Raw genomic sequence first — 20,255 nt, forward strand, 5'->3', positions numbered from 1 at the left:
AAACCATATACCCATGAAAAAATTACTATCAAGTTTCACATTGTTCGCACTATTGGCGACAAATGCCTATAGCCAAGAAACAACTGAACAAGCTTTTGAGATCAAGGTCATCACAAGCGTCGAATCCATCGTTCCGAGCGGCTTGGGCCGATCGCGCATCATTTCGTCGAACGATGAAAGGGATTACGAACAGTTTACCTCTGCCCGAACCGAGGAAAATACAACCCGGAACAAATCAAAAAGAAAGGACATTAGGCTTAAAAATTTTGAAGAGACCAAATTATTGAACCTTTTTAACCTAGGCGGAATTCGGTTTCAGAATATTGCGGCCAATGACGCCCTGATTGCTTCAAAATTGACGGCCATGGTTTCGGAAGGTTGGAATTTGATGTTCGTGACCAGCGCGGTGGAAAGCAATGCAGGCGAAGACGATGACAACGGAATTTTTATCACACGCTATATTTTTAAAAGAAGGCTAAACTGAAAAATGGCCCTATAAACCAATCGATAATGAAACATACCAACGTTTTATTGGCAGGTGCCACAGGATATTTGGGCCGTTACTTGCTAGAGGTGCTCACCGAACAACAAAACCAGGTAATCGCCATCGTGCGCAACCCCGACAAATTGCAGAACAGCAACGAAAACTTTTTGGAGGTAAAGCAGGCCGAGGTAACAAAGCCCGAAACCTTACGCGACATCTGTAAAGGCGTACACACCGTAATATCAACGGTGGGCATTACCAGGCAAAAAGAGGGGCTAACCTATATGGACGTAGACTATGGGGCCAATATGAATTTGCTTAAAGAAGCAAAAAAGGCCGGGGTAAAGCACTTTGTTTACGTTTCGGCCATTAACGGCGAGAAACATCGAGCTTTAAAAATTTTTGAAGCCAAGGAAAAGTTTGTCGATGCGTTAAAATCTTCCGGCCTGAACTACACGGTAATAAGGCCTAACGGTTTTTTCTCGGATATGAAAGATTTTTTACAAATGGCCAAATCGGGCCGGGTCTATTTATTTGGATCTGGCCATCAAAAATTCAACCCCATACACGGTGAGGATTTGGCAAGGGCCATTGTGGATTCATTGGACATGGACACCAAGGAATTGACCATCGGGGGGCCGGATGTTCTCAGTCTTAACGATATAGGCGAACTCGCCTTGACCGCATTGAACAAACCCATAAAAATCAGTCATTTACCCGATTGGACCCGAAAATTGACCCTCTGGTGCCTAAGAAATTTTACCAGTGTCAAGACCTATGGGCCCATCGAGTTTTTTTTAACCTTAATGGCAGAGGACAATATTGCACCTTCGTATGGAAACCAACACCTTAAGGATTTTTATTTGGCACAGGCCAAAAACCTATAAGACCTTAAACGTACTATAAATGAGAACCTCGGAAAAAATCGTTGTAACCATCGCAGTAGCCTACGCCGTCTTACACTTATCGGTGCTATTTCAATTGGTACCCCATACTATTGTTTGGGGCGGTAAAATAGCATCGATCCAGACCATTTATGTTTTAGAAATGGTGGCCTTGGTTACCATGCTGTTCTTGGCAATGGTTATACTAATGAAAAACAGAATTATTAAACCTATTTTTACAAGTAAGGCGATAAAGGGAATACTGTTCGTATTTGCCGTATTTTTTATGTTGAATACCCTTGGCAACCTTTTGGCGGAGACCAAAATAGAGAAAGTCCAAGCCCTAATAACCCTGTATTTGGCCTTTGTACTGTTCAAAACATCAAAACATATAGCACCTTTATGAAAATTCCTGATCCCACTACAGTTTTTCCTTTGGCCCATTATAAAAACCTTTGTTTTTTAAAAAGTTATATCAACAATCCCAATATCATTGTGGGCGATTACACCTATTACGATGATTTTGAGGACGTATCCAACTTTGAAAAAAATGTCAAATACCACTTTGATTTTATTGGGGACAAACTCATCATCGGCAAGTTTTGTATGATCGCTTCAGATGCCACCTTTATCATGAATGGCGGCAACCATCTCACAGAAGCCACAACGGCCTATCCGTTTGCCATCTTTGGGGGCGCATGGCAAGATGCCATGAAGGGCAAAAGCTATCCCTCAAAAGGGGATACTGTTATCGGTAACGATGTGTGGATAGGCCATGCCGCAACCCTTATGCCGGGGGTACATATAGGCGATGGCGCCATTATTGCCACAAAAGCGGTTGTCACCAAAAATGTGGAGCCTTATACCATTGTTGGGGGAAACCCGGCGAAACCCATCAAAAAACGGTTTTCGGAAGACCGTATCGAAAAACTGTTGGCCCTGCAATGGTGGCATTGGAGTATTGAAAAAATTACCCAAAACCTAGATCTACTGACCTCTGGACCGGAGGCGCTGCCATGAAATAAGAAAGAGTATCTTAAACAAGAAGGGACCTAAATTCGAGTAAGGCTTAACACGAAAAATGTTAAGCCTTTTTTCTTGGCACGCATGAAACACGACACTTTCCGAAAATAGCGGGTATACCTTTTGGCCACAGAGGCAAAAGGTTTGAAATCATAATTCAGGACGAAGCGCCCTTACTTACCACGTTTCTTTGCATCAGTAAATTCATTGTAAATCAAAAAACGAACAATTAAAAACAAATCAAAATGAAAAAACTGTTGATCATCGGCTTTGTCTTTTGCTCCTTGAACGTATGGGCACAGGGCAACAATGAATCTTTAAGGAATAATGCTACGGATTATAAATACAGGGTCAGTTTTCCTGCAATTATCCTGGCCAATATCGGCGAAGGAGGCGAAAGAACCAATACCCAGCACATTGAGCTTCACGTAAAGCGCGAATTGGATTCTAAAAACATAATTGGCATCAAACTTGCCACGTGGAGGCTATTTCAACCCATGGGCATTCAGTGGTGGGACGGACTTAAGGACAAAATAGATTCGGAAACGGAATTTTACCCTGGCTATCTGCGGGAAACGGGAATAGGAATATCGTATCAACGAATGCTGTGGAAGGGACTATTTGCCTCAGTGGAAGTTTTGCCCCAGTACAAGACCTATTTGGATCTGAACGACAAGAAAATAGCCAACGGCTTTAAGCTCTACACATCGTACCACCTTGGGTATCACATTGCTTTCGGAAAAAAGAAGCGCATTTTCGTAGAGCCCCAGATCCATTGCCAAAATTGGATGTTTGATACCAATACTCCTGAAGAATTTAAACAATTGGACAATAAATGGAAATCCTATTTCCTGTTCGAACCCAACCTTTATGTGGGGATCAAATTTTAAATGCAAATCAAAGGCAATAAAGTTTTATAAATCGAGACGATTCACCTCAATATGTACCCCAATTTTGAACCCTCCAATCTTAAGAAAGCGAAAAAGGAAGGCCCCATTACCCGTGTACCCCCGTAAATACAGATGCCACACAAAATGTGGCGCACACGCCATGCTGGAGCCCATATGGCATTCTGGGAAGGAAAGAACGATTACCAAAACTTCCACCAAGGTTTTGAACCGCCTTTGGGCTCCGTGGCTTCCTTTGCAGGGGCCTTGGTGTTGGTCGGTTTTTCCGATACAACGGAAAATTCGGGAGGAAAGGTTTTTGTGCCTTCAATATAATGGTAAATGGCCGTTCCAAAACCCTCTTCAGGGGCGATGTTCACGCTTTGTTGGATAATGAAGGCCGTGGCAATGGCAGCCGATTGGGCCATTTCTTCGTAGCTTAAATCATTTTTTTTCATGATTTCCAAGGCCGGGCCCTGAACCTGGGCAATGGCATCCACAAAATTGCTTTCGGCCCGTTTTCGGTTGCTGCCCGACATCTTGTTATTGTCGATCTGTACCCCAAATTTTTGCAGTACGGCGTGGGTAATTTGAACGAGCTGGGGACCTTTGGTATTGGCCTCTTCGGACAACATGGCAGAACCCGGTTTTGCATCCGCTACATTAAAACCAAAGGACCGGAACAAAAAACTGCCGGCCAGTCTCGCCGTGCTCGAAATAGCTTCCGTAGCATCCATTTCCCTTGATCCCTTTCCGATTACCGAGACCACCATCTCAACGATGTCGTCAACGGCCTTGTTTTGGTTTTTTGTGATTTCCATCGATCGTACTTTTTTCTATGGCACCCAACAACTAAACCTAGATATAGCCATTGACGCTACCTTGTTTATACCCATAAAAGTAAGAATTTCGCAAATACCTGGCCCGGCCGGCCCAGACGTCACCCTTGTGCCGAGCGGGACGGTGTTAATCGCCCCTCTTCGGCTTCGAGAGGACATCCCCCGCCCTGCGGGCACCCCCTTCAAAGGGGGATTTATAGGAAAAGCCCAACTGATACTTACGGCTTTCTCCTTGATTGTACGTTTATCAACTGCATGGAACATTTGGTGGTTTTGGGGAGTACTTCTCAAGAAAAAAAAACTCCCTTTTTGTTCAACCCACACTATGTGCATTGGGTGCTTGGTAAATGGTAGTTTAATCATGTTAGGCAGAGCTAGTGGGGCCGAACCTAATGTTCGAATTTTAGCTGCAATGGTTCTTTGATATTATTCTATTCGCTTATATGTTAGTGATGTTTGTTCACTTACGGGATACACCCCGTCCTCGTTGTCCGATATAAATCTATACCGAAGTGTTATATCATCCAAAACTTCTATAACGGAGGTCAGCACATAAGTTCCCCCACTAACCCCTTCCCCTTCTACACTAAAAATCAACTGGTTATCATTTTCACTATAACTAAAATTTGCCGTACTGAAGTCACAAGGTTCATTATCAACATAATAATGTTCAACAGTTCCATCTGAGAAAAATTCCATAGTTTGCTCCTTTTCACAAGCCGATAAATCTTGAGACTGTCCCCCATAATTTTCGGCTATTAGTTGCCACTTTCCAATTATTGATACTGAGGCATAATCAGAGTTCGAGTCATCATCATTACAAGATGAAAAAACTATGAATAAACTTAAAAACACATAGATTAACTTCAAATTTCTCATTCGTAATAATTATTTTTAACAATCAAAATTTTGTTTTTAGATTATGGAAAAGAACAACTATGGTTCATCTAAAATTATCAAGGAAACAATTATTTTGACCTTTACCTTTAACACTTTGTTAGCGTGCATATGCCTTTTTAAATTCATTAAATGTCCCTGAAACCCACTCTATCTCAAAAAGCAATTTGCACAAGTCAACCAAGAACAAAAACATATTATTGGTTAGTTCTTGAGCAAATACCTCATAGTTTTTTCCTTTCACGGTTGGCCTATATTCATGATTGGTCTTTATCAAGTCATAATGGACAATTTTATTTCGAAGGCTTCTAATTAATTTACCCCAAGTTTTATCCATCTCTGAAAATTTTTCCTTAATCAAATTGCTTTTGCTTCCACCAATCTTATTTAGATTTTTGTAGAAATCTTTAGTCCCGTTTATTTGTTTATTATAACCCAAAGTCACACAGGCTAGTTTTTGGGCAAAATCAATAAATGCCCTTATTTGTATAATTGTGCTCTCAAAAAATGTAGCATCGATAATCGAATTACTATTATTCCATTCAAATTTTTCATTTTCAGCCAGTCGGCCTTCAGTACTTTGCTTCTCAGAAATTCGCCAAAGGAATTCCAAATTGATTACAGAAAGTGTGAATTTAAAAAGTAAAGCATCTGTCTGTTTTAGCAGTTTGCTTTTGTCAATCTCGTTTGGCTCTCTCTCCAAATATATTATTGCAGCCTCTCGAAATTTCTGACAGATTGTAATTGTCTGAACTTCGAAAACACTCTCCGTAATTTCTGTTAGGTCAATTTTCATTTTTTTATATCTACCAACAATTAAGTATACCCTCACGATACCATCTCCCCCAACAACACCAACAACCAGTCACCTTTTAATTTACCACGCTAATTTACAACGATTTAACACACCTGACTTACAGATTTCCGTAAGGTTTTTAGCAAAGTTTTTAACAGGTCTTAGGTAAAAAGAGGCCCAAAAAATCGACAAAGTGCCTGCTTCCGGCTTCCTTCGTTTTTCTTAAATACGCTATCTTTCGCCCTAAAAAAGCGCTATGAAAACCTATACTTCCCTCTGTATCCTGCTTCTTGTCCTGGTGTTCGCCTCCTGCTCGTCGACCCAAAAAGCTACCGACAACACGCTCTTTAGCTCCGCTTGGGAACTGGAATACCTATCGGGCCCGCGTATCGCCTTTTCCGGACTCTACCCCGATCGCAAGCCGGCCATCCGCTTTAACCCGCAAAACTCCCGTGTGGAAGGCAACAATAGCTGCAATGGGTATTCGGCCGATTTTACCCTCGACGGCAACCAGATTTCCTTTGGCGAGCCCGGCCCCACCACCATGATGTTCTGCGGCCAAGGCGAAGGCTTCTTTCTCAACACCATGAAGAAAATAACCGCCTACCGCATCGATGCCGATGGCAAACTGGAGCTGTTGATGGACGAGGTGCCCATGATGCGCTTTAAGCCCATGGAAGACAGCCCTAAGGCCAACAAACCTTGATCCTCCCTGCGCAAGCAAAAAATACGGGACAGGCCGCCGCCCTTCCCTCCTCTTTCACGTTCCTGCTCGATCTTAACAAAACATTATCGCTGCCCTCTATCGCGATGATTTAATTTTGCCGCCTTGTACCGCCCGATGCACGTCGGGACGGTACCCGCAAACAAAAGACAGAACGTAGAAAACATGAAAAAAATCATTCCCGTCCTCTTGGCCCTGATCGCCGTTCACATGGCCCATGCCCAAGCGGAAAAACTGCAATGGCTCGATATCGAACTCTCCAATTACGAGTACCCGTTTCCGGTAGCCACGCTAAGCGTGAACAACCAGGGGCAGCAACTAAAAATGGCCTATATGGACGTAAAGCCCGAGAACTACAACGGCAAGAACATTGTATTGCTCCACGGCAAAAACTTTAACGGTGCCTATTGGAAGACTACCATCGAGGCCTTGACCAAGGAAGGCTTTAGGGTCATTGCCCCCGACCAGATCGGTTTCGGAAAATCATCCAAACCGGCCCATTTTCACTATACCTTTCAGCAACTGGCCCAAAACACCAAAAGCCTTTTGGATACCTTGGGCATTTCCCAAACGGCCGTCCTAGGCCATTCCATGGGAGGGATGATCGCCGCCCGCTTCGCCTTGATGTACCCCGAAACCACCGAAAAACTGATCTTGGAGAACCCCATCGGTTTAGAGGACTGGAAACTTAAGGTGCCCTACAAACCCGTGGAGTGGTGGTACCAAAACGAATTGAAGAAAAGCTATGAGGGCATACGGAAATACCAGCTCGAAAGCTATTACGACAACCAATGGAAGTCCGAATACGATCAATGGGTGAACCTTTTGGCAGGTTGGACGTTAAATTCCGATTACGAACGCATCGCTTGGAACGCGGCCCTTACCTACGATATGATCTTTACCCAGCCCGTGGTCTATGAGTTTGAAAACATCAAGGCCAAGACCCTCTTGATCATCGGTACCCGCGACCGCACGGCCTTGGGAAAACCCTTGGTATCGGAAGAAGTGCGAAAGACTATGGGACTTTATAACGAACTGGGCAAAAAGACCCAAGGGCGCATACCCGATGCGGAGTTGGTGGAGTTGGCCAATATCGGGCACCTGCCCCATATTGAGAGTTTTGACCGCTTTATCGCCCCCCTGACCTCCTTTCTAAAGCAGTAGGTGCCATTGCCGAAAGTCCGTGTTGTTCTTAAAAACCACCGGCACCGGCGCCATACGATGATATTCTGAATTTGAGGCCTCCACCCTTTTGCCGGTGGAGGCCTTTTTTTGGAGCGATCCCCATTGCCCGGGCAAGAAGCCTGCCCTAATCCGCTACGGCTCCCCCATAATCCATTGCCCCTGTCCTTCCATGGAAAGGTCAATTCCCAGTCCGAAAAGGCCCTTGTGATTTATCGGGGGACGCTTACCCCAACGCCCGCTTAAAGTCCAAATATTAAGCGTAATTTAGTGCCATTGGCCCCTCCCTGGCCCGTACAGGGGCCGTAATAAAAAACACCTGTTCGGAGCCCCGAAAAACTCTTGGGTAGCATACAGTGAACGTTTGACTGTTCGAAACCCCACCTGTACCGGAAGGCATCAAATAAAAACAATTTTCAGTAAGTTTACGCACGCCATTACAATCAAATGACTCTTAAAAACCATATCCCGTTTATAGGTGCACTGTTCATTGCATTGCTCCTTTTCTCTTGCAATAGGACCGTCTCGGAAGGTAAGATCCGGATCGGTTTTTCGCAGGCGATGACCAATGACGACTGGCGACGTTCGATGAACAACGCCATGCAACTCCAAGCTTCCTTGAATCCCGATATCGAGCTGACCATCAAGGATGCCGACTACGACGTGCAAAGGCAAATAGAACAGTTGGAGGAACTCATTTCCGAAAAACCCGACATCATTATCGTTTCCCCCATCCAATCAAAACCGATTACACCGGTGGTACAAAAAGCCATGGACCAGGGCATACCGATCTTGGTAGTCGACCGAAAAACCCAAAACCAGAAATACACGGCCTATCTGGGCGCCGATAATATCGAGGTCGGCCGTACCGCGGCGAAGGAAATTATTTCGTCAAACACCAAAGATTCCATACGAATAATTGAAATTAAAGGTTTGTCGGGCTCTTCTCCGGCAGAGGAACGAAGCATAGGCTTTAACCAAATGATCGATCAGTATGGCTCGGCAAGGGTGGTCGCCACCATTGAGGGGGATTGGGAAAAGGAGTCCATCCAAAAACCGTTAAGATCGCTTTACTCAGGTACGGTGAACGCCGATTACATCTTCGCCCATAACGACAGGATGGCCGTAGGGGCCTGGGAGGTATTGCGCGATATGGGCCTTGAAGACGAGGTAGAGATTATCGGGGTCGACGGACTGTCGGGTCCGAATGGCGGTATACAGGCCGTAAAGGACGGTATTCTAAAGGCAACCGTACTTTACCCGACAGGGGGCAATGAGGCCATTAAATTGGCCCTGAGGATCCTCAACAAGGAATCGGTGCCCAAGAACAACATCCTATCGACGACCGTCATCAACGACGTGAACGCCGATATCATGAAAAACCAGTACGACCGGATAAACGAGCAACAGCACAATATCGAACAGCAGATAACGGCGATCAAGGATCTGGAAGACCGGTACTATGCCCAAAACAACCTGCTTAAAATTGTCATGGCCCTTTCGTCCATAATCCTCGCCCTGGCCCTGTACAGTATCTACTCGATCTTTACCATTCGCAAAAAGAACAGGCAGCTCCAACTTACCAACGAGAAGATTACGGTACAGCGCAACCAAATCGAGAAAATTGCCGAAGAGGTAAAGGCCAGCAATGATGCCAAGCTCAATTTCTTTACCGGACTTTCCCATGAGTTCAAGACCCCGATCACCCTGATCATCAGCGCCATCGAATCGCTTCACGAAACGGCACGGGACAAGGGGGGCAAAATGATGAACGAATTGGAACTGATACACAACAATTCGAATCGACTGCTGCGGTTGATCAACCAGCTTTTGGACTTTAGAAAGGTAGAGGACCGCAAATTTACCTTAAGGGCATCGAAGACCAACCTGTACAAGTTTTCCGAAAACATCATAAACGACTTTAAAAGGGAGGCCAAAAAACGCAACATCAGGTTTAAGCTCACCTCGAACAACGAGGCCCTGGAGGTGTTCATAGACAGGAACCTGATGGACAAGGTCTACTTCAACTTATTGTCGAACGCCTTTAAGTTTACGCCCGACAACGGAAAGATTGAAATCAATATCGAGGACGACGCTGACGGCAATACCGTTAACATCCGGTTTAAGGACTCCGGAATCGGAATACCCGAGAACGATATGGACCAAGTGTTCCAAGCCTTTTTTAAGGGCTCGAACAACCGTAAGAGCAGCTCGGGCATAGGACTGCATCTGAGCAAGGAGTTTGTTGAAATGCACAAGGGGTCGATCGAGGTAAAATCGGTTCGCGGATCTGAGTTTACGGTTACGCTGTACAAGGGGCAGGCCCACTTCGACGAAAACGAAATCATCACCGAACACGATTTGATAGATACCAGCATAATCGATTTTACCTCCGAACATTTGGTCGACGACAATTACCTGATCCAGGCCCCTTCCGACGAAGCCGAAAAGTATACGGTCCTTATCGTCGAAGACAACCGCGACCTTGCCGCTTTCCTTAAAAACAAATTACAGCTGGAGTACGACATCCATCTGTCGGATGGTACCGATGCCGTCGAAAAAGCCCTAGAGACCATTCCCGACATCGTCTTATGCGATGTAAACCTGCCCGGTAAAACCGGGTTTGAAATCTGTGAGATCTTAAAAAAGGATTTAAGAACCTCGCATATACCCACCGTTATACTCACCGCCCTGGGCGACCAAGATTCCTATGTAAGGGGACTACAATCTGGGGCCGACCTATATTTAACGAAACCTTTCAGTTATTCCATATTGGTCCAATCCATCAAATCGCTGTTGTACAACCGCGAAAAATTGCGCTACTACTATACGAGCAACATCCATCACATAGAAGACACCGATTCGTTCGGCAATATAGAGCAGCAATTTATCGGTAAGCTCAATACCCTGATCAACGAAAATTTGGGCAACTCCGACTTTTCGGTTGAAAACCTGGCCGAAAGCCTAAATATCTCAAGGGTTCAATTGTACCGAAAGGTAAAGGCCATGATGGGGATCAGTATCAGTGATTACATAGGCAACCTACGCCTCGAAAAGGCCAAGTCGATGTTGGAAAAGACCTCTTTGACCATTTCAGAGATCGCCTATTCCAACGGATTCTCCTCTCCCAATTACTTCTCTACCGCCTTTAAGGGCAAATACGGAAAGTCTCCCGCCTCGTTTAGAAAGTCGTCGTAACCCCTTTTCCGACCAAACCTGAAAATTTGCCAAATATCGCCGTAACATTTTTAAAGGTCGCGTAACCTGAGTATACCCCGGCGAAATGCGCCCGTGTTAAAAAAAGAAGTCAATAAATTGATATTCACACGGTTAACCCTAAACCAACAATCCCTTAACGAAATCATAACAGATTGCAACATCAGTAAAATAGACACCTATATTTTAGGAATACTTTAGTCGCAACACTACAGAATTACGAATTATGAAAAAAATATGGATTTGGTCGATTACCGCGGCTTTGGCAGGTTTCCTTTTTGGCTTTGATACCGTAGTCATATCGGGGGCGGATAAAAAGTTACAGGCCTTATGGGGCTCCTCGGATGTCTTTCACGGAACCGTCGTCATGGCCATGGCCCTTTGGGGTACCGTAGTAGGTGCTATCTTGGGAGCTATCCCAACCAATAAAATAGGAAGGAAGAACACCTTATTGTGGATCGGTATTCTCTATACCTTGTCCGCCTTGGGTTCGGCCCTGGCGAACGACCCCATCACCTTTGCCGCATTTCGCTTTATCGGCGGCTTGGGCGTAGGCGCATCGACAATAGCCGCGCCTACGTACATTTCTGAAATTGCCCCGGCCAAAGACCGAGGCAAACTCGTGGGACTTTACCAATTCAATATCGTGTTCGGTATTCTAGTCGCCTTTTTGTCGAACTACCTCCTCAACGGAATCGGTGAAAACGCCTGGCGATGGATGGTGGGAGTCGAGGCCATTCCGGCCCTGATCTATACCCTCTTTATTTTAAGTGTACCGAAGAGTCCGAGATGGCTCTTGACCAAATCGAGAAATGAAGAGGCCCGCGATGTTTTAAAACTGATTAATCCCGACCAGGATGTGGAAAAACTCTTGCTCGAGATCGGTTCCCAAGACGGGAACAAGGCATCGGGAGAGAACATATTCATAAAAAAGTATCGCTTCCCCCTGATTTTGGCCTTTTTAATAGCCTTCTTTAACCAGTTGTCGGGCATCAATGCCTTTTTGTACTACGCACCGCGCATTTTTGAAGAGGCCGGCCTTGGTGAGAGCACCGCGCTTTTAAGCAGTATCGGTATTGGCCTTACCAATTTGGTCTTTACCCTTTTGGGTGTATATCTCATCGACAGGTTGGGCAGAAAGCAGTTGCTCTATTTCGGTTCGGTGGGGTATATCGTTTCCCTTTCCTTGGTGGCATGTGCCTTTTTCCTCGATTGGGGGGGACTATCGGTGCCTATTTTCCTTTTCATTTTTATTGCCGCCCATGCCATTGGCCAAGGCACCGTGATCTGGGTCTTTATCTCAGAAATATTCCCCAACCATTTACGGGGGGCCGGCCAATCTTTTGGCAGTTCCGTCCATTGGATATTGGCCGCTATCATCCCCTCGCTGATCCCGGTGCTTTTTACGACCATCGGTGCCGGAACCGTATTCGCGTTCTTTGCCTTTATGATGTTCCTTCAGCTCCTCTTCGTGGCCTTTATGATGCCCGAAACCAAGGGCATCTCACTCGAAGAGCTCAGCAAAAAGCTCATTAAGGGGAAGCATCCCGTACCTACGGAAGATTTAAACCTCAAAGAAAAAGTAAACTAATCTAAGCAGTATGAAAAACCCATCATTCAAAACCGCACTACTACTGGTGATTGCCTTTGCCCTTGGCACTTCTTGCAAGAACAAGGCTGAAAAAAAACAAACGGCAGATATGGCAACGGAAACCACAGTTGACAACGAAGAAATGTACCGTCCCAACTTTCATTTTACCCCAAAGAAGGGATGGATGAACGACCCCAATGGGCTGTTCTATTACAACGGTTACTACCACCTGTATTTTCAACACAATCCGGATGACAACAAGTGGGGGCCCATGCATTGGGGGCACGCCACCAGTACCGATTTGATCACTTGGAAGGAACAGCCTATTGCCCTATACCCCGACGAATTGGGAACCATCTTTTCAGGGAGCGCAGTAGTCGATATCGACAACACCACAGGCTTTTCCCAAAAGGAAAAGACTCCGGTAGTGGCCATGTACACCAACCACGATATGGAAGCCGAAAAGGCCGGAAAAATCGTTGACGAGGTGCAATCGATCGCCTATTCCCTAGACGAAGGGCTGACCTTTACCAAGTACGAGGGAAACCCGGTAGTAAAGAACCCGGGCATTCCCGATTTTAGGGATCCCAAAGTTGATTGGGACGAGGAGCGCGGGCAATGGGTAATGGTCTTGGCCGCCGGACAGGAAATAAAGTTCTACGCCTCAAAAGACCTGAAAGACTGGGAATTGCTATCGGTGTTCGGTGAGGGCATCGGAAACCACGATGGGGTTTGGGAGTGTCCCGACCTCTTCCCCCTTCCGGTCAAGGGAACGGATGAACAAAAGTGGGTGCTGCTCGTGAGTATAAATCCCGGAGGCCCCAATACGGGCTCGGCCACACAATACTTTATCGGCGATTTTGACGGCAAAACCTTTAAAATCGACGAGAGCTTTCAAAAAGAGCTTGAAAAGGAACACCGGTTTTGGGTAGACTTCGGCCGCGACAACTATGCGGGGGTTACCTGGTCGAACGCGCGTACGGCAGACGGAAGCAAGCTGTTTATCGGGTGGATGTCGAACTGGCTATACGCCAATGTCGTACCTACCGAACAATGGCGAAGCGCAAACACCATAGCCCGCGAACTAAGCCTGATAAAGGGAGACGATACCTATAGATTGGTATCGCTTCCGGTAAAACAATTAAAAAACTACAGGGGCAAAAAGGTAGCCGACACCGATATTTCGATAGCGGGAAAAACGGTCTTGACCACCACCCAGACGATCAGCCTGTCCCAAACCGAAATAAACTTTGAAATACCCAATGCCTCAATAGGCAAGTACACCTTTTCGCTCTCCAATTCAAAGGGCGACGCCTTGAAGTTTGGCTACGATACCATCGAAAACAAGTTTTTTGTCGATAGGGGCCAATCGGGCCAGACCGGTTTTTCCGAAAAGTTTTCCGATAGGATCGCCAAGGCACCACGCCTGTCGAATGCCAAGAATTGGACGGGAAAAATCATCTTGGACAAGACTTCCATAGAACTCTTTTATGACGACGGACAAACGGTAATGACCGAGATCTTCTTTCCGAATGCGCCTTTTGAATCCCTCTCATTGGAATCGGACACGGATACATTCACGCTTAACAAACTCGAAATACATCAATTAAACTTTAACTAAAACTCAACTATTATGAAACTAAAACTGCTATTTTTTCTGTTGACCTTTGTCCCCCTTGGCCTTTTGGCCCAGGGACAAATAACGGGTACGGTTACCTCCGCTGATGACGGAATGCCCTTGCCCGGGGCCTCTGTGGTCGTTAAGGGAACCACAACGGGTACCACTACCGATTTTGACGGTATCTATACCTTGAACGACGTACCGCCCGACGCTACCTTGGTCTTCAGCTATATCGGATTCACCAGAACCGAGATTCCCGTAAACAACCAATCGACCATAGATATTGCCATGCAGGCCGATGCCCAACAATTGGAGGAAGTGGTGCTAACGGGATACGCCACGGAACGCAAGGCCGATTTGACGGGTGCGGTCACTGTGGTTGAACTGGGTCCCGTCGAAGGGCAAAGCATGAGTTCGGGTAGTGCCGTACAGTCTTTGCAAGGCCGTGTGCCCGGACTGTTCATTGAAAAATCGGGCGACCCAACGGGAAACAGCAACAACATCCTTATCAGGGGGGTGACCACCCTGGGAAATAACGATCCCCTGTTTGTAATCGACGGGGTGCCCACGGTACGCCAAGAAGTATTTTCAAGCCTTAACCCCAGTGTCATCGAGTCGGTACAGGTTCTTAAAGATGCATCGGCATCCTCCATTTATGGTGCACGTGCCGGTAACGGTGTAATTATAGTTACCACTAAAAACCGGGCCCGAAGCGCCGATGGCGAAAAATTGAGCATTTCGATCAATTCCAACGTGTCCGTACTATCCGAAAAGCAACAACGCTACGATATGCTGAACGCACAACAAAGGGGCGAAATACTCTGGCGTGCATCGGTAAACGACGGCGCCGACCCCGCAGGAGGCTACGGCGAGATCTATAACTTCGACTGGAACAATGATTTTGCCAACCCCGTATTGAACAGCGTTTCGGTACAACCCTTTGTTGGTGGCGACAATACCGTACCCGTCGGGGATACCGATTGGCAGGAAGAAACCTATGAAACGGGCTATGTACTCAACAACGATATAAGCATTTCGGGGGGATCGGAGAAGTCCTTTCACCTGTTGAACGTGGGGTATTTGAAAAATACGGGGATACTCAAATACACCAATTACGAAAGGTATTCGGCAAAACTGAATTCGAACTTCAACCTATTCGACAATAAGCTCCGTATCGGTATGAACACGCAGTTCTACACATCCGATGAGACACTGGCCTCCCCCGATGTGGGTAGTGCCCCCACCCCTAGCCTGGCGATCACACTGGCCCCCACCATTCCCCTTAGGGATGCCAATGGCGAGTTTGCCGGACCGATCGGCGCGGGATATTCTGACAGGAACAACCCCGTATTGATGCAATACCTCAACCGATGGGACAATACCGAACGAACCACTATATTCGGTAACCTGTATGCCGAACTCGACATCCTAAAGAACCTCACCTTTAGAACGAGTATAGGGCTCGATTACAACGACTATAAAAGCAAGGACATCGAACCCACCGTAAACAACGGTTTTATTACCCGGGGCAATAACAGGTTGATCATGGACACCAATAAGTTCACGAGCCTGGTCTTTACCAACACCCTGAACTACCAATTGGAGTTGAACGATCACCGCTTCGGACTACTTGTAGGTACGGAATCGGTAAAGAACGATTTTGATTCCGTATTGGCACAGGCCGACGGCTTTGCCGTTGAATCGGAGAATTACTTTGTTCTAGGTGCCGCTACGGGGGCACGAACATCGAACGGAAGTTCAAGTGGCAGTAGGTTGCTATCGCAGTTTGCCAAACTCAACTACGCCTTCGGCGACAAGTATTTGGCCTCGGTTACCGTTCGCCGCGATGGTTCTTCGAGGTTTGGTCCCGACAACAGATACGGTATCTTCCCTGCCTTTACCTTGGGTTGGAGAATAAGCCAGGAAAACTTTTTAAAGGAAAGTGAACTGATCAGCAACCTAAAACTAAGGGCCGGCTACGGTGAAGTGGGCAATCAGAATATCGGCGACCTGGCCCGGTTCGGAATCTATGAAGCCCGGTACGGCGAAAACCAATTAACGGCCACGGGTGAGGATAATTTCTTCAATACCTTCTATAATGTGGGTACGGCCTACGACCTTAACGGAAACAATAGCGGTACGCTCCCCTCCGGTTTCGTTTCTACCCAAGCGGCCAATCCGGCCTTAAAATGGGAAACGACCAAAGAGATCAATATCGGGGTCGACTTCGGCTTGTTCAACAACGCCGTAATAGGTTCCTTTGATTATTTTACCCGCGATACCGACGATATCCTGACCACTCCCCCGATCGCCTCGGTAATTGGCGAAGGGCAGCAAAGGGTATTGAACGGGGCCTCGACAACAACCAAGGGATGGGAACTTTCCTTAGGCTATGCCAAAACCTTCGAGAGCGGACTTTCCTTTGGCATATCGACCAATTTCGGCGCCTTTAAGGACGAGATCACCTTCTTGCCCGAAGAGGTACGGGCAGCTTTCCCCGGAACGGCGGAAAACTCGATAGTGGGCCAATCGCAATTTTCGATTTTCGGTTACCAAACGGACGGTCTTTTCCAAAGCCAGGCCGATGTCGATAGTTCGGCCGACCAAGTCGGTGCCCGACCAGGAGGCCTAAAGTTTAAGGATCTGAACGGCGACGGTACAATCGACGCCGACGACCGCGATTTTATCGGAAACACCTTGCCCGACCTGGAATACGGTGTACGTATCGACCTTGCCTATAAAAACTTTGACTTTTCGGTCTTCGGATCCGGGGTGGCCGGAAGAATTGGCCAGGACCCCTATATTTTTTGGAACAATTTTGCATCGGGTAGGGAAAACGGAGGTATAGGCCTATTGGATGCGTGGACACCCTCGAATACCGATACCGATATCCCCGCCCTGTCCCTCGCCTTGAACGACACCCGAATTTCCGATTATCTGTACAGGAACAACTCTTATTTCAAGATCCGTAACCTTCAGATAGGCTATTCACTGCCTCAAGACCTTATTGGCAAATTAGGGGGCATGACCGGTCTACGCATCTATTTTCAAGGGGAAAACCTACTGTGGTTCACGCCCAACGATTATATAGGAGCCGATCCGGAGCGCACCGATGTTAACCGAATTCCCGTTCCCACGGTACTCTCTTTGGGCCTTAACTTAAACTTTTAACAAAAAACCGACAATCATGAAATACAATAGATTATTAATATTCGGGATGATGGCTTTGTTGGCCTTTGCATCCTGTTCCGACGATTTTTTGGAATACGAACCTGAAGGTGTGCTGTCCAATGAAAACGTGGCAACCGCCGAAAATGCGGAATCTTTGGTAGTGGCGGCCTACGCAGGCATTGCCAATGACGATATGATAGGTCCCCTTACCCACATGTGGGTATACGGTAGCGTTCGCTCCGATGATGCCTATAAAGGCGGAGGAGGCCGTGGCGATGTCGACATCGTCGACAAGTACGAGCAATACAACCTTACCGAGGCCGACAACGGTACCGATTGGATGGGGCCAAGAACATGGACCAACTATTACGCGGCCATTTCAAGGGCAAATTTTGCCTTGTCGGTCATCAACGAAATTCCCGATGCCGAATATCCCGAAAAGACCGTCCGTCAAGCGGAACTCCGGTTTTTAAGGGCGCATTCGCACTTTATCCTAAAAACCCTGTTCAAAAAGATTCCCTATATCACAGAGGACTTGACATCGGAAGAAATCGGAAAGGTCTCGAACGACCTGCCTAACGACGAGCTGTGGAACAAAATAGCCGATGACTTCCTTTACGCCTACGACAACCTACCGCAAACGCAAGATCAGCCCGGGAGGGCCGATAAGAACGCGGCGGCGGCCTATCTGGCCAAGCTTAGGCTGTACCAGGCCTACGAGCAGAACGAAACCCACCAGGTGGTCAACATCAACACCGCACGGTTGGAAGAGGTAATCGACTATGCCGACGATGTAACGGCCAGTTTGGAAGCCGATTACGGCAACAACTTTTTAGATGGTTTCGACAACGGACCCGAATCCATTTGGGCCGCACAGTTTTCCATCAACGACGGAACCATCGTAAGCCGTGTAAGTTTTGTGACCGGACTAAATTCCCCGCATGGTACGGGACTATACGGTTGTTGTGGCTTTCATTTGGCCAGCCAGAATATGGTGAACGCCTTTAAGACCGATGCCAACGGACTTCCGTTACTCGACACCTTTAACAATGAGGATATCTTCGATACCCTGGCAGAGGACGGAACCGTCGTTCCGGAAGCCGGACTGACCGTCGACCCCAGAATCGACCATACGGTAGGGATTCCCGGAAGGCCGTTCAAATACCGAAACACGGTAAACGAAGCCGGTGACATGATCTACAACTTTAGCTGGGCGCGTGATCCCGGAGTGTACGGCTATTTTGGAAACATGAAGGAGCAACAGGCCCCCGATTGCTCCTGCTACGTAAAGGAGGGGCCCTTTATAGGCACTTCAAAGAATGTTGATTTTATTCGCTATGCCGATGTATTGTTGTTCAAGGCCGAGGCCCTGATCCAACTGGACAGATGGGACGAGGCGCTACCCATAATCAACCAAATAAGAACACGTGCCGCCGCAAGTACGTCGAGACCCTTGGCTGCCGGCGCCACCGACATCTACAACATCGGCACCTACGACTCCTTTCCCTCCAAGGAATTTGCCCTAAAAGCCTTAAAGTTCGAAAGAAGGTTGGAATTCGGAATGGAAGGTCCCCGTTTCTTCGACCTGGTCCGTTGGGGCGAGGCTGCAGAGGTACTCAATGCCTACCTAGCCGAGGAAAAGACAAAGAGGGATTTCTTGACCAACGCACAATTTACCGCGGGAAGGGACGAGTATTACCCCATACCCCAACGTGAAATAGACTTTACCGGAGGTGTCTATGTTCAAAATCCGGGGTACTAAAAGGGATAGAAAAATAGAGTAGTGTACTATCTGTTAGTTTGTTAGTTCAGCACGGGAGAGAAAGGTTTCTTTCCCGTGCTTTTTAAATTAAATGTAGTTCGATATGGACAAAAAAATAAATGCAGTTTGTTTCGGAGAGGTGCTTTTTGATCATTTTCCAACACACTCCAAAATTGGGGGTGCCCCACTGAACGTCTCGCTTAGGCTAACCTCATATGGGGTTGAAACGGCCTTGATAAGCAGCGTAGGTCAAGACCCGGAAGGCAAAAAGATCATAAACTATCTTACCAAGTTGGGCGTACACACAAAGGGAATACACCTACAGGAAAAATACCCCACGGGTGCCGTTAACGTAATCTTGAACGACAAGGGGGCCGCCTCCTACGATATTGCCTATCCGGTAGCTTGGGACAAGATCCTCGCCAACGAATACCAAAAAGCATTGGTCAAGGCATCCGACTTCTTCGTTTTCGGTAGTCTGGCCTGTCGCGATTCGGTTTCCAGGACCACGCTTGCCTCCTTGTTAAAAATGGCGGCCTATAAGGTTTTTGATGTCAACCTGCGCCCGCCCCACTATACCCCTACCTTATTGGTCGATTTAATGGAAGAATCCGACTTTATCAAGTTCAACGACGACGAGCTTTTTGAAATAGCGGGGCATATCGGATCAAAATACAATTCAATGGAACAGACCATAGCCTATGTGGCGGCAAAAACCAAGACCGGTACCATTTGTGTGACCAAAGGTGCCTATGGGGCGGTGTTGTATCGAAACGAAACCTTATACTACAATAGCGGTTACCGTATCAAGGTCTTGGATACCGTAGGTTCGGGCGACTCCTTTCTGGCATCCGTGCTGTACAAACTTTTTAATGGTGAAAGTCCCCAAGCGGCCCTTGATTACGGATGTGCGGTGGGGGCCATGGTCGCAAAAAGCGAAGGGGCCAACCCCATCCTGACCAAATTAAAGATCGAGAAGTTTATGAACCCATAACCTTAAAACCCTTTTTTAGGCGCTTCCCGTTTACCCCCTTTCCCCTACTCGCCACCTCTATTTCCAAATGTTCAAGAGAAGCATCCAGATAAAACAACACTCGAAAAAACCATCCCCAATATCCGCAATAAACATGGTTGATTTCTTACTTTAGCCTACTCAAATAACATCGAGTTCCCCTTTC

At 46.8% G+C, this 20,255-nt stretch carries 16 protein-coding genes; 13 read left to right on the top strand and 3 right to left on the bottom strand.

Annotation, left to right across the window (positions count from 1 at the left end):
• Nucleotides 1-13 precede the first annotated feature (13 nt).
• From BUB37_RS12255 to BUB37_RS12275, 5 genes are all read left to right on the top strand, one after another.
• Nucleotides 14-484, top strand: coding sequence for a hypothetical protein (locus tag BUB37_RS12255; RefSeq protein WP_072994111.1), 471 nt, complete (start codon nucleotides 14-16; stop codon nucleotides 482-484).
• A 26-nt stretch (nucleotides 485-510) separates the two neighbouring features.
• Nucleotides 511-1,371: an SDR family oxidoreductase gene (locus BUB37_RS12260; protein ID WP_072994112.1), complete on the top strand. Its 861-nt coding sequence runs from the start codon at nucleotides 511-513 to the stop codon at nucleotides 1,369-1,371.
• Nucleotides 1,372-1,390: 19 nt separating this feature from the next.
• Entirely contained in the window at nucleotides 1,391-1,774 is a 384-nt protein-coding gene (locus BUB37_RS12265) for a hypothetical protein (protein ID WP_072994113.1), read from the top strand.
• Complete coding sequence (locus tag BUB37_RS12270; protein ID WP_072994114.1) at nucleotides 1,771-2,388, top strand: CatB-related O-acetyltransferase; 618 nt, start codon at nucleotides 1,771-1,773, stop codon at nucleotides 2,386-2,388. Before BUB37_RS12265 ends, BUB37_RS12270 begins: the two co-directional genes overlap by 4 nt.
• A 248-nt stretch (nucleotides 2,389-2,636) precedes the next feature.
• The gene (locus BUB37_RS12275; protein ID WP_072994115.1) at nucleotides 2,637-3,281 is read left to right on the top strand and encodes a hypothetical protein; all 645 of its coding nucleotides are present in this window, start codon (nucleotides 2,637-2,639) and stop codon (nucleotides 3,279-3,281) included.
• A gap of 200 nt (nucleotides 3,282-3,481) precedes the next feature.
• Here the strand turns inward: BUB37_RS12275 and BUB37_RS12280 are convergent, their stop codons facing one another.
• The 3 genes from BUB37_RS12280 to BUB37_RS12295 all read right to left on the bottom strand — a co-directional run bounded on the left by BUB37_RS12280 (nucleotide 3,482) and on the right by BUB37_RS12295 (nucleotide 5,810).
• Entirely contained in the window at nucleotides 3,482-4,099 is a 618-nt protein-coding gene (locus BUB37_RS12280; protein WP_072994116.1) for a hypothetical protein, read from the bottom strand.
• A gap of 444 nt (nucleotides 4,100-4,543) precedes the next feature.
• Nucleotides 4,544-4,996 (bottom strand): lipocalin-like domain-containing protein, encoded by a 453-nt coding sequence (locus tag BUB37_RS12290; RefSeq protein WP_072994118.1) that lies wholly within the window; start codon nucleotides 4,994-4,996, stop codon nucleotides 4,544-4,546.
• Between the two features lie 118 nt (nucleotides 4,997-5,114).
• On the bottom strand, nucleotides 5,115-5,810 hold the full coding sequence (locus BUB37_RS12295) for a hypothetical protein (protein WP_072994119.1): 696 nt from the start codon (nucleotides 5,808-5,810) through the stop codon (nucleotides 5,115-5,117).
• Nucleotides 5,811-6,066: 256 nt separating this feature from the next.
• Between BUB37_RS12295 and BUB37_RS12300 the strand changes: the two genes are divergently transcribed.
• The 8 genes from BUB37_RS12300 (at nucleotide 6,067) to BUB37_RS12335 (ending at nucleotide 20,071) form a co-directional block, all read left to right on the top strand.
• Complete coding sequence (locus BUB37_RS12300; RefSeq protein WP_072994120.1) at nucleotides 6,067-6,516, top strand: META domain-containing protein; 450 nt, start codon at nucleotides 6,067-6,069, stop codon at nucleotides 6,514-6,516.
• 183 nt (nucleotides 6,517-6,699) lie between these two features.
• A complete protein-coding gene (locus BUB37_RS12305) occupies nucleotides 6,700-7,698 on the top strand; it encodes an alpha/beta fold hydrolase (protein WP_072994293.1) in 999 nt (332 codons plus the stop codon).
• Nucleotides 7,699-8,163: 465 nt separating this feature from the next.
• Nucleotides 8,164-10,914 carry a substrate-binding domain-containing protein gene (locus BUB37_RS12310; RefSeq protein ID WP_072994121.1) on the top strand — a complete coding sequence of 917 codons (2,751 nt, stop codon included), beginning with the start codon at nucleotides 8,164-8,166 and terminating at the stop codon, nucleotides 10,912-10,914.
• 244 nt (nucleotides 10,915-11,158) lie between these two features.
• The gene (locus BUB37_RS12315) at nucleotides 11,159-12,523 is read left to right on the top strand and encodes a sugar porter family MFS transporter (protein ID WP_072994122.1); all 1,365 of its coding nucleotides are present in this window, start codon (nucleotides 11,159-11,161) and stop codon (nucleotides 12,521-12,523) included.
• 10 nt (nucleotides 12,524-12,533) lie between these two features.
• On the top strand, nucleotides 12,534-14,144 hold the full coding sequence (locus BUB37_RS12320; protein ID WP_072994123.1) for a glycoside hydrolase family 32 protein: 1,611 nt from the start codon (nucleotides 12,534-12,536) through the stop codon (nucleotides 14,142-14,144).
• Nucleotides 14,145-14,156: 12 nt separating this feature from the next.
• Nucleotides 14,157-17,315 (top strand): SusC/RagA family TonB-linked outer membrane protein, encoded by a 3,159-nt coding sequence (locus BUB37_RS12325; protein ID WP_072994124.1) that lies wholly within the window; start codon nucleotides 14,157-14,159, stop codon nucleotides 17,313-17,315.
• A 16-nt stretch (nucleotides 17,316-17,331) separates the two neighbouring features.
• Nucleotides 17,332-19,077 carry a RagB/SusD family nutrient uptake outer membrane protein gene (locus BUB37_RS12330; RefSeq protein ID WP_072994125.1) on the top strand — a complete coding sequence of 582 codons (1,746 nt, stop codon included), beginning with the start codon at nucleotides 17,332-17,334 and terminating at the stop codon, nucleotides 19,075-19,077.
• A 103-nt stretch (nucleotides 19,078-19,180) separates the two neighbouring features.
• The gene (locus BUB37_RS12335) at nucleotides 19,181-20,071 is read left to right on the top strand and encodes a carbohydrate kinase family protein (protein WP_072994126.1); all 891 of its coding nucleotides are present in this window, start codon (nucleotides 19,181-19,183) and stop codon (nucleotides 20,069-20,071) included.
• Nucleotides 20,072-20,255 lie beyond the last annotated feature (184 nt).

The sequence above is a fragment of the Pseudozobellia thermophila genome, from assembly GCF_900141855.1.
GTDB lineage: Bacteria > Bacteroidota > Bacteroidia > Flavobacteriales > Flavobacteriaceae > Pseudozobellia > Pseudozobellia thermophila.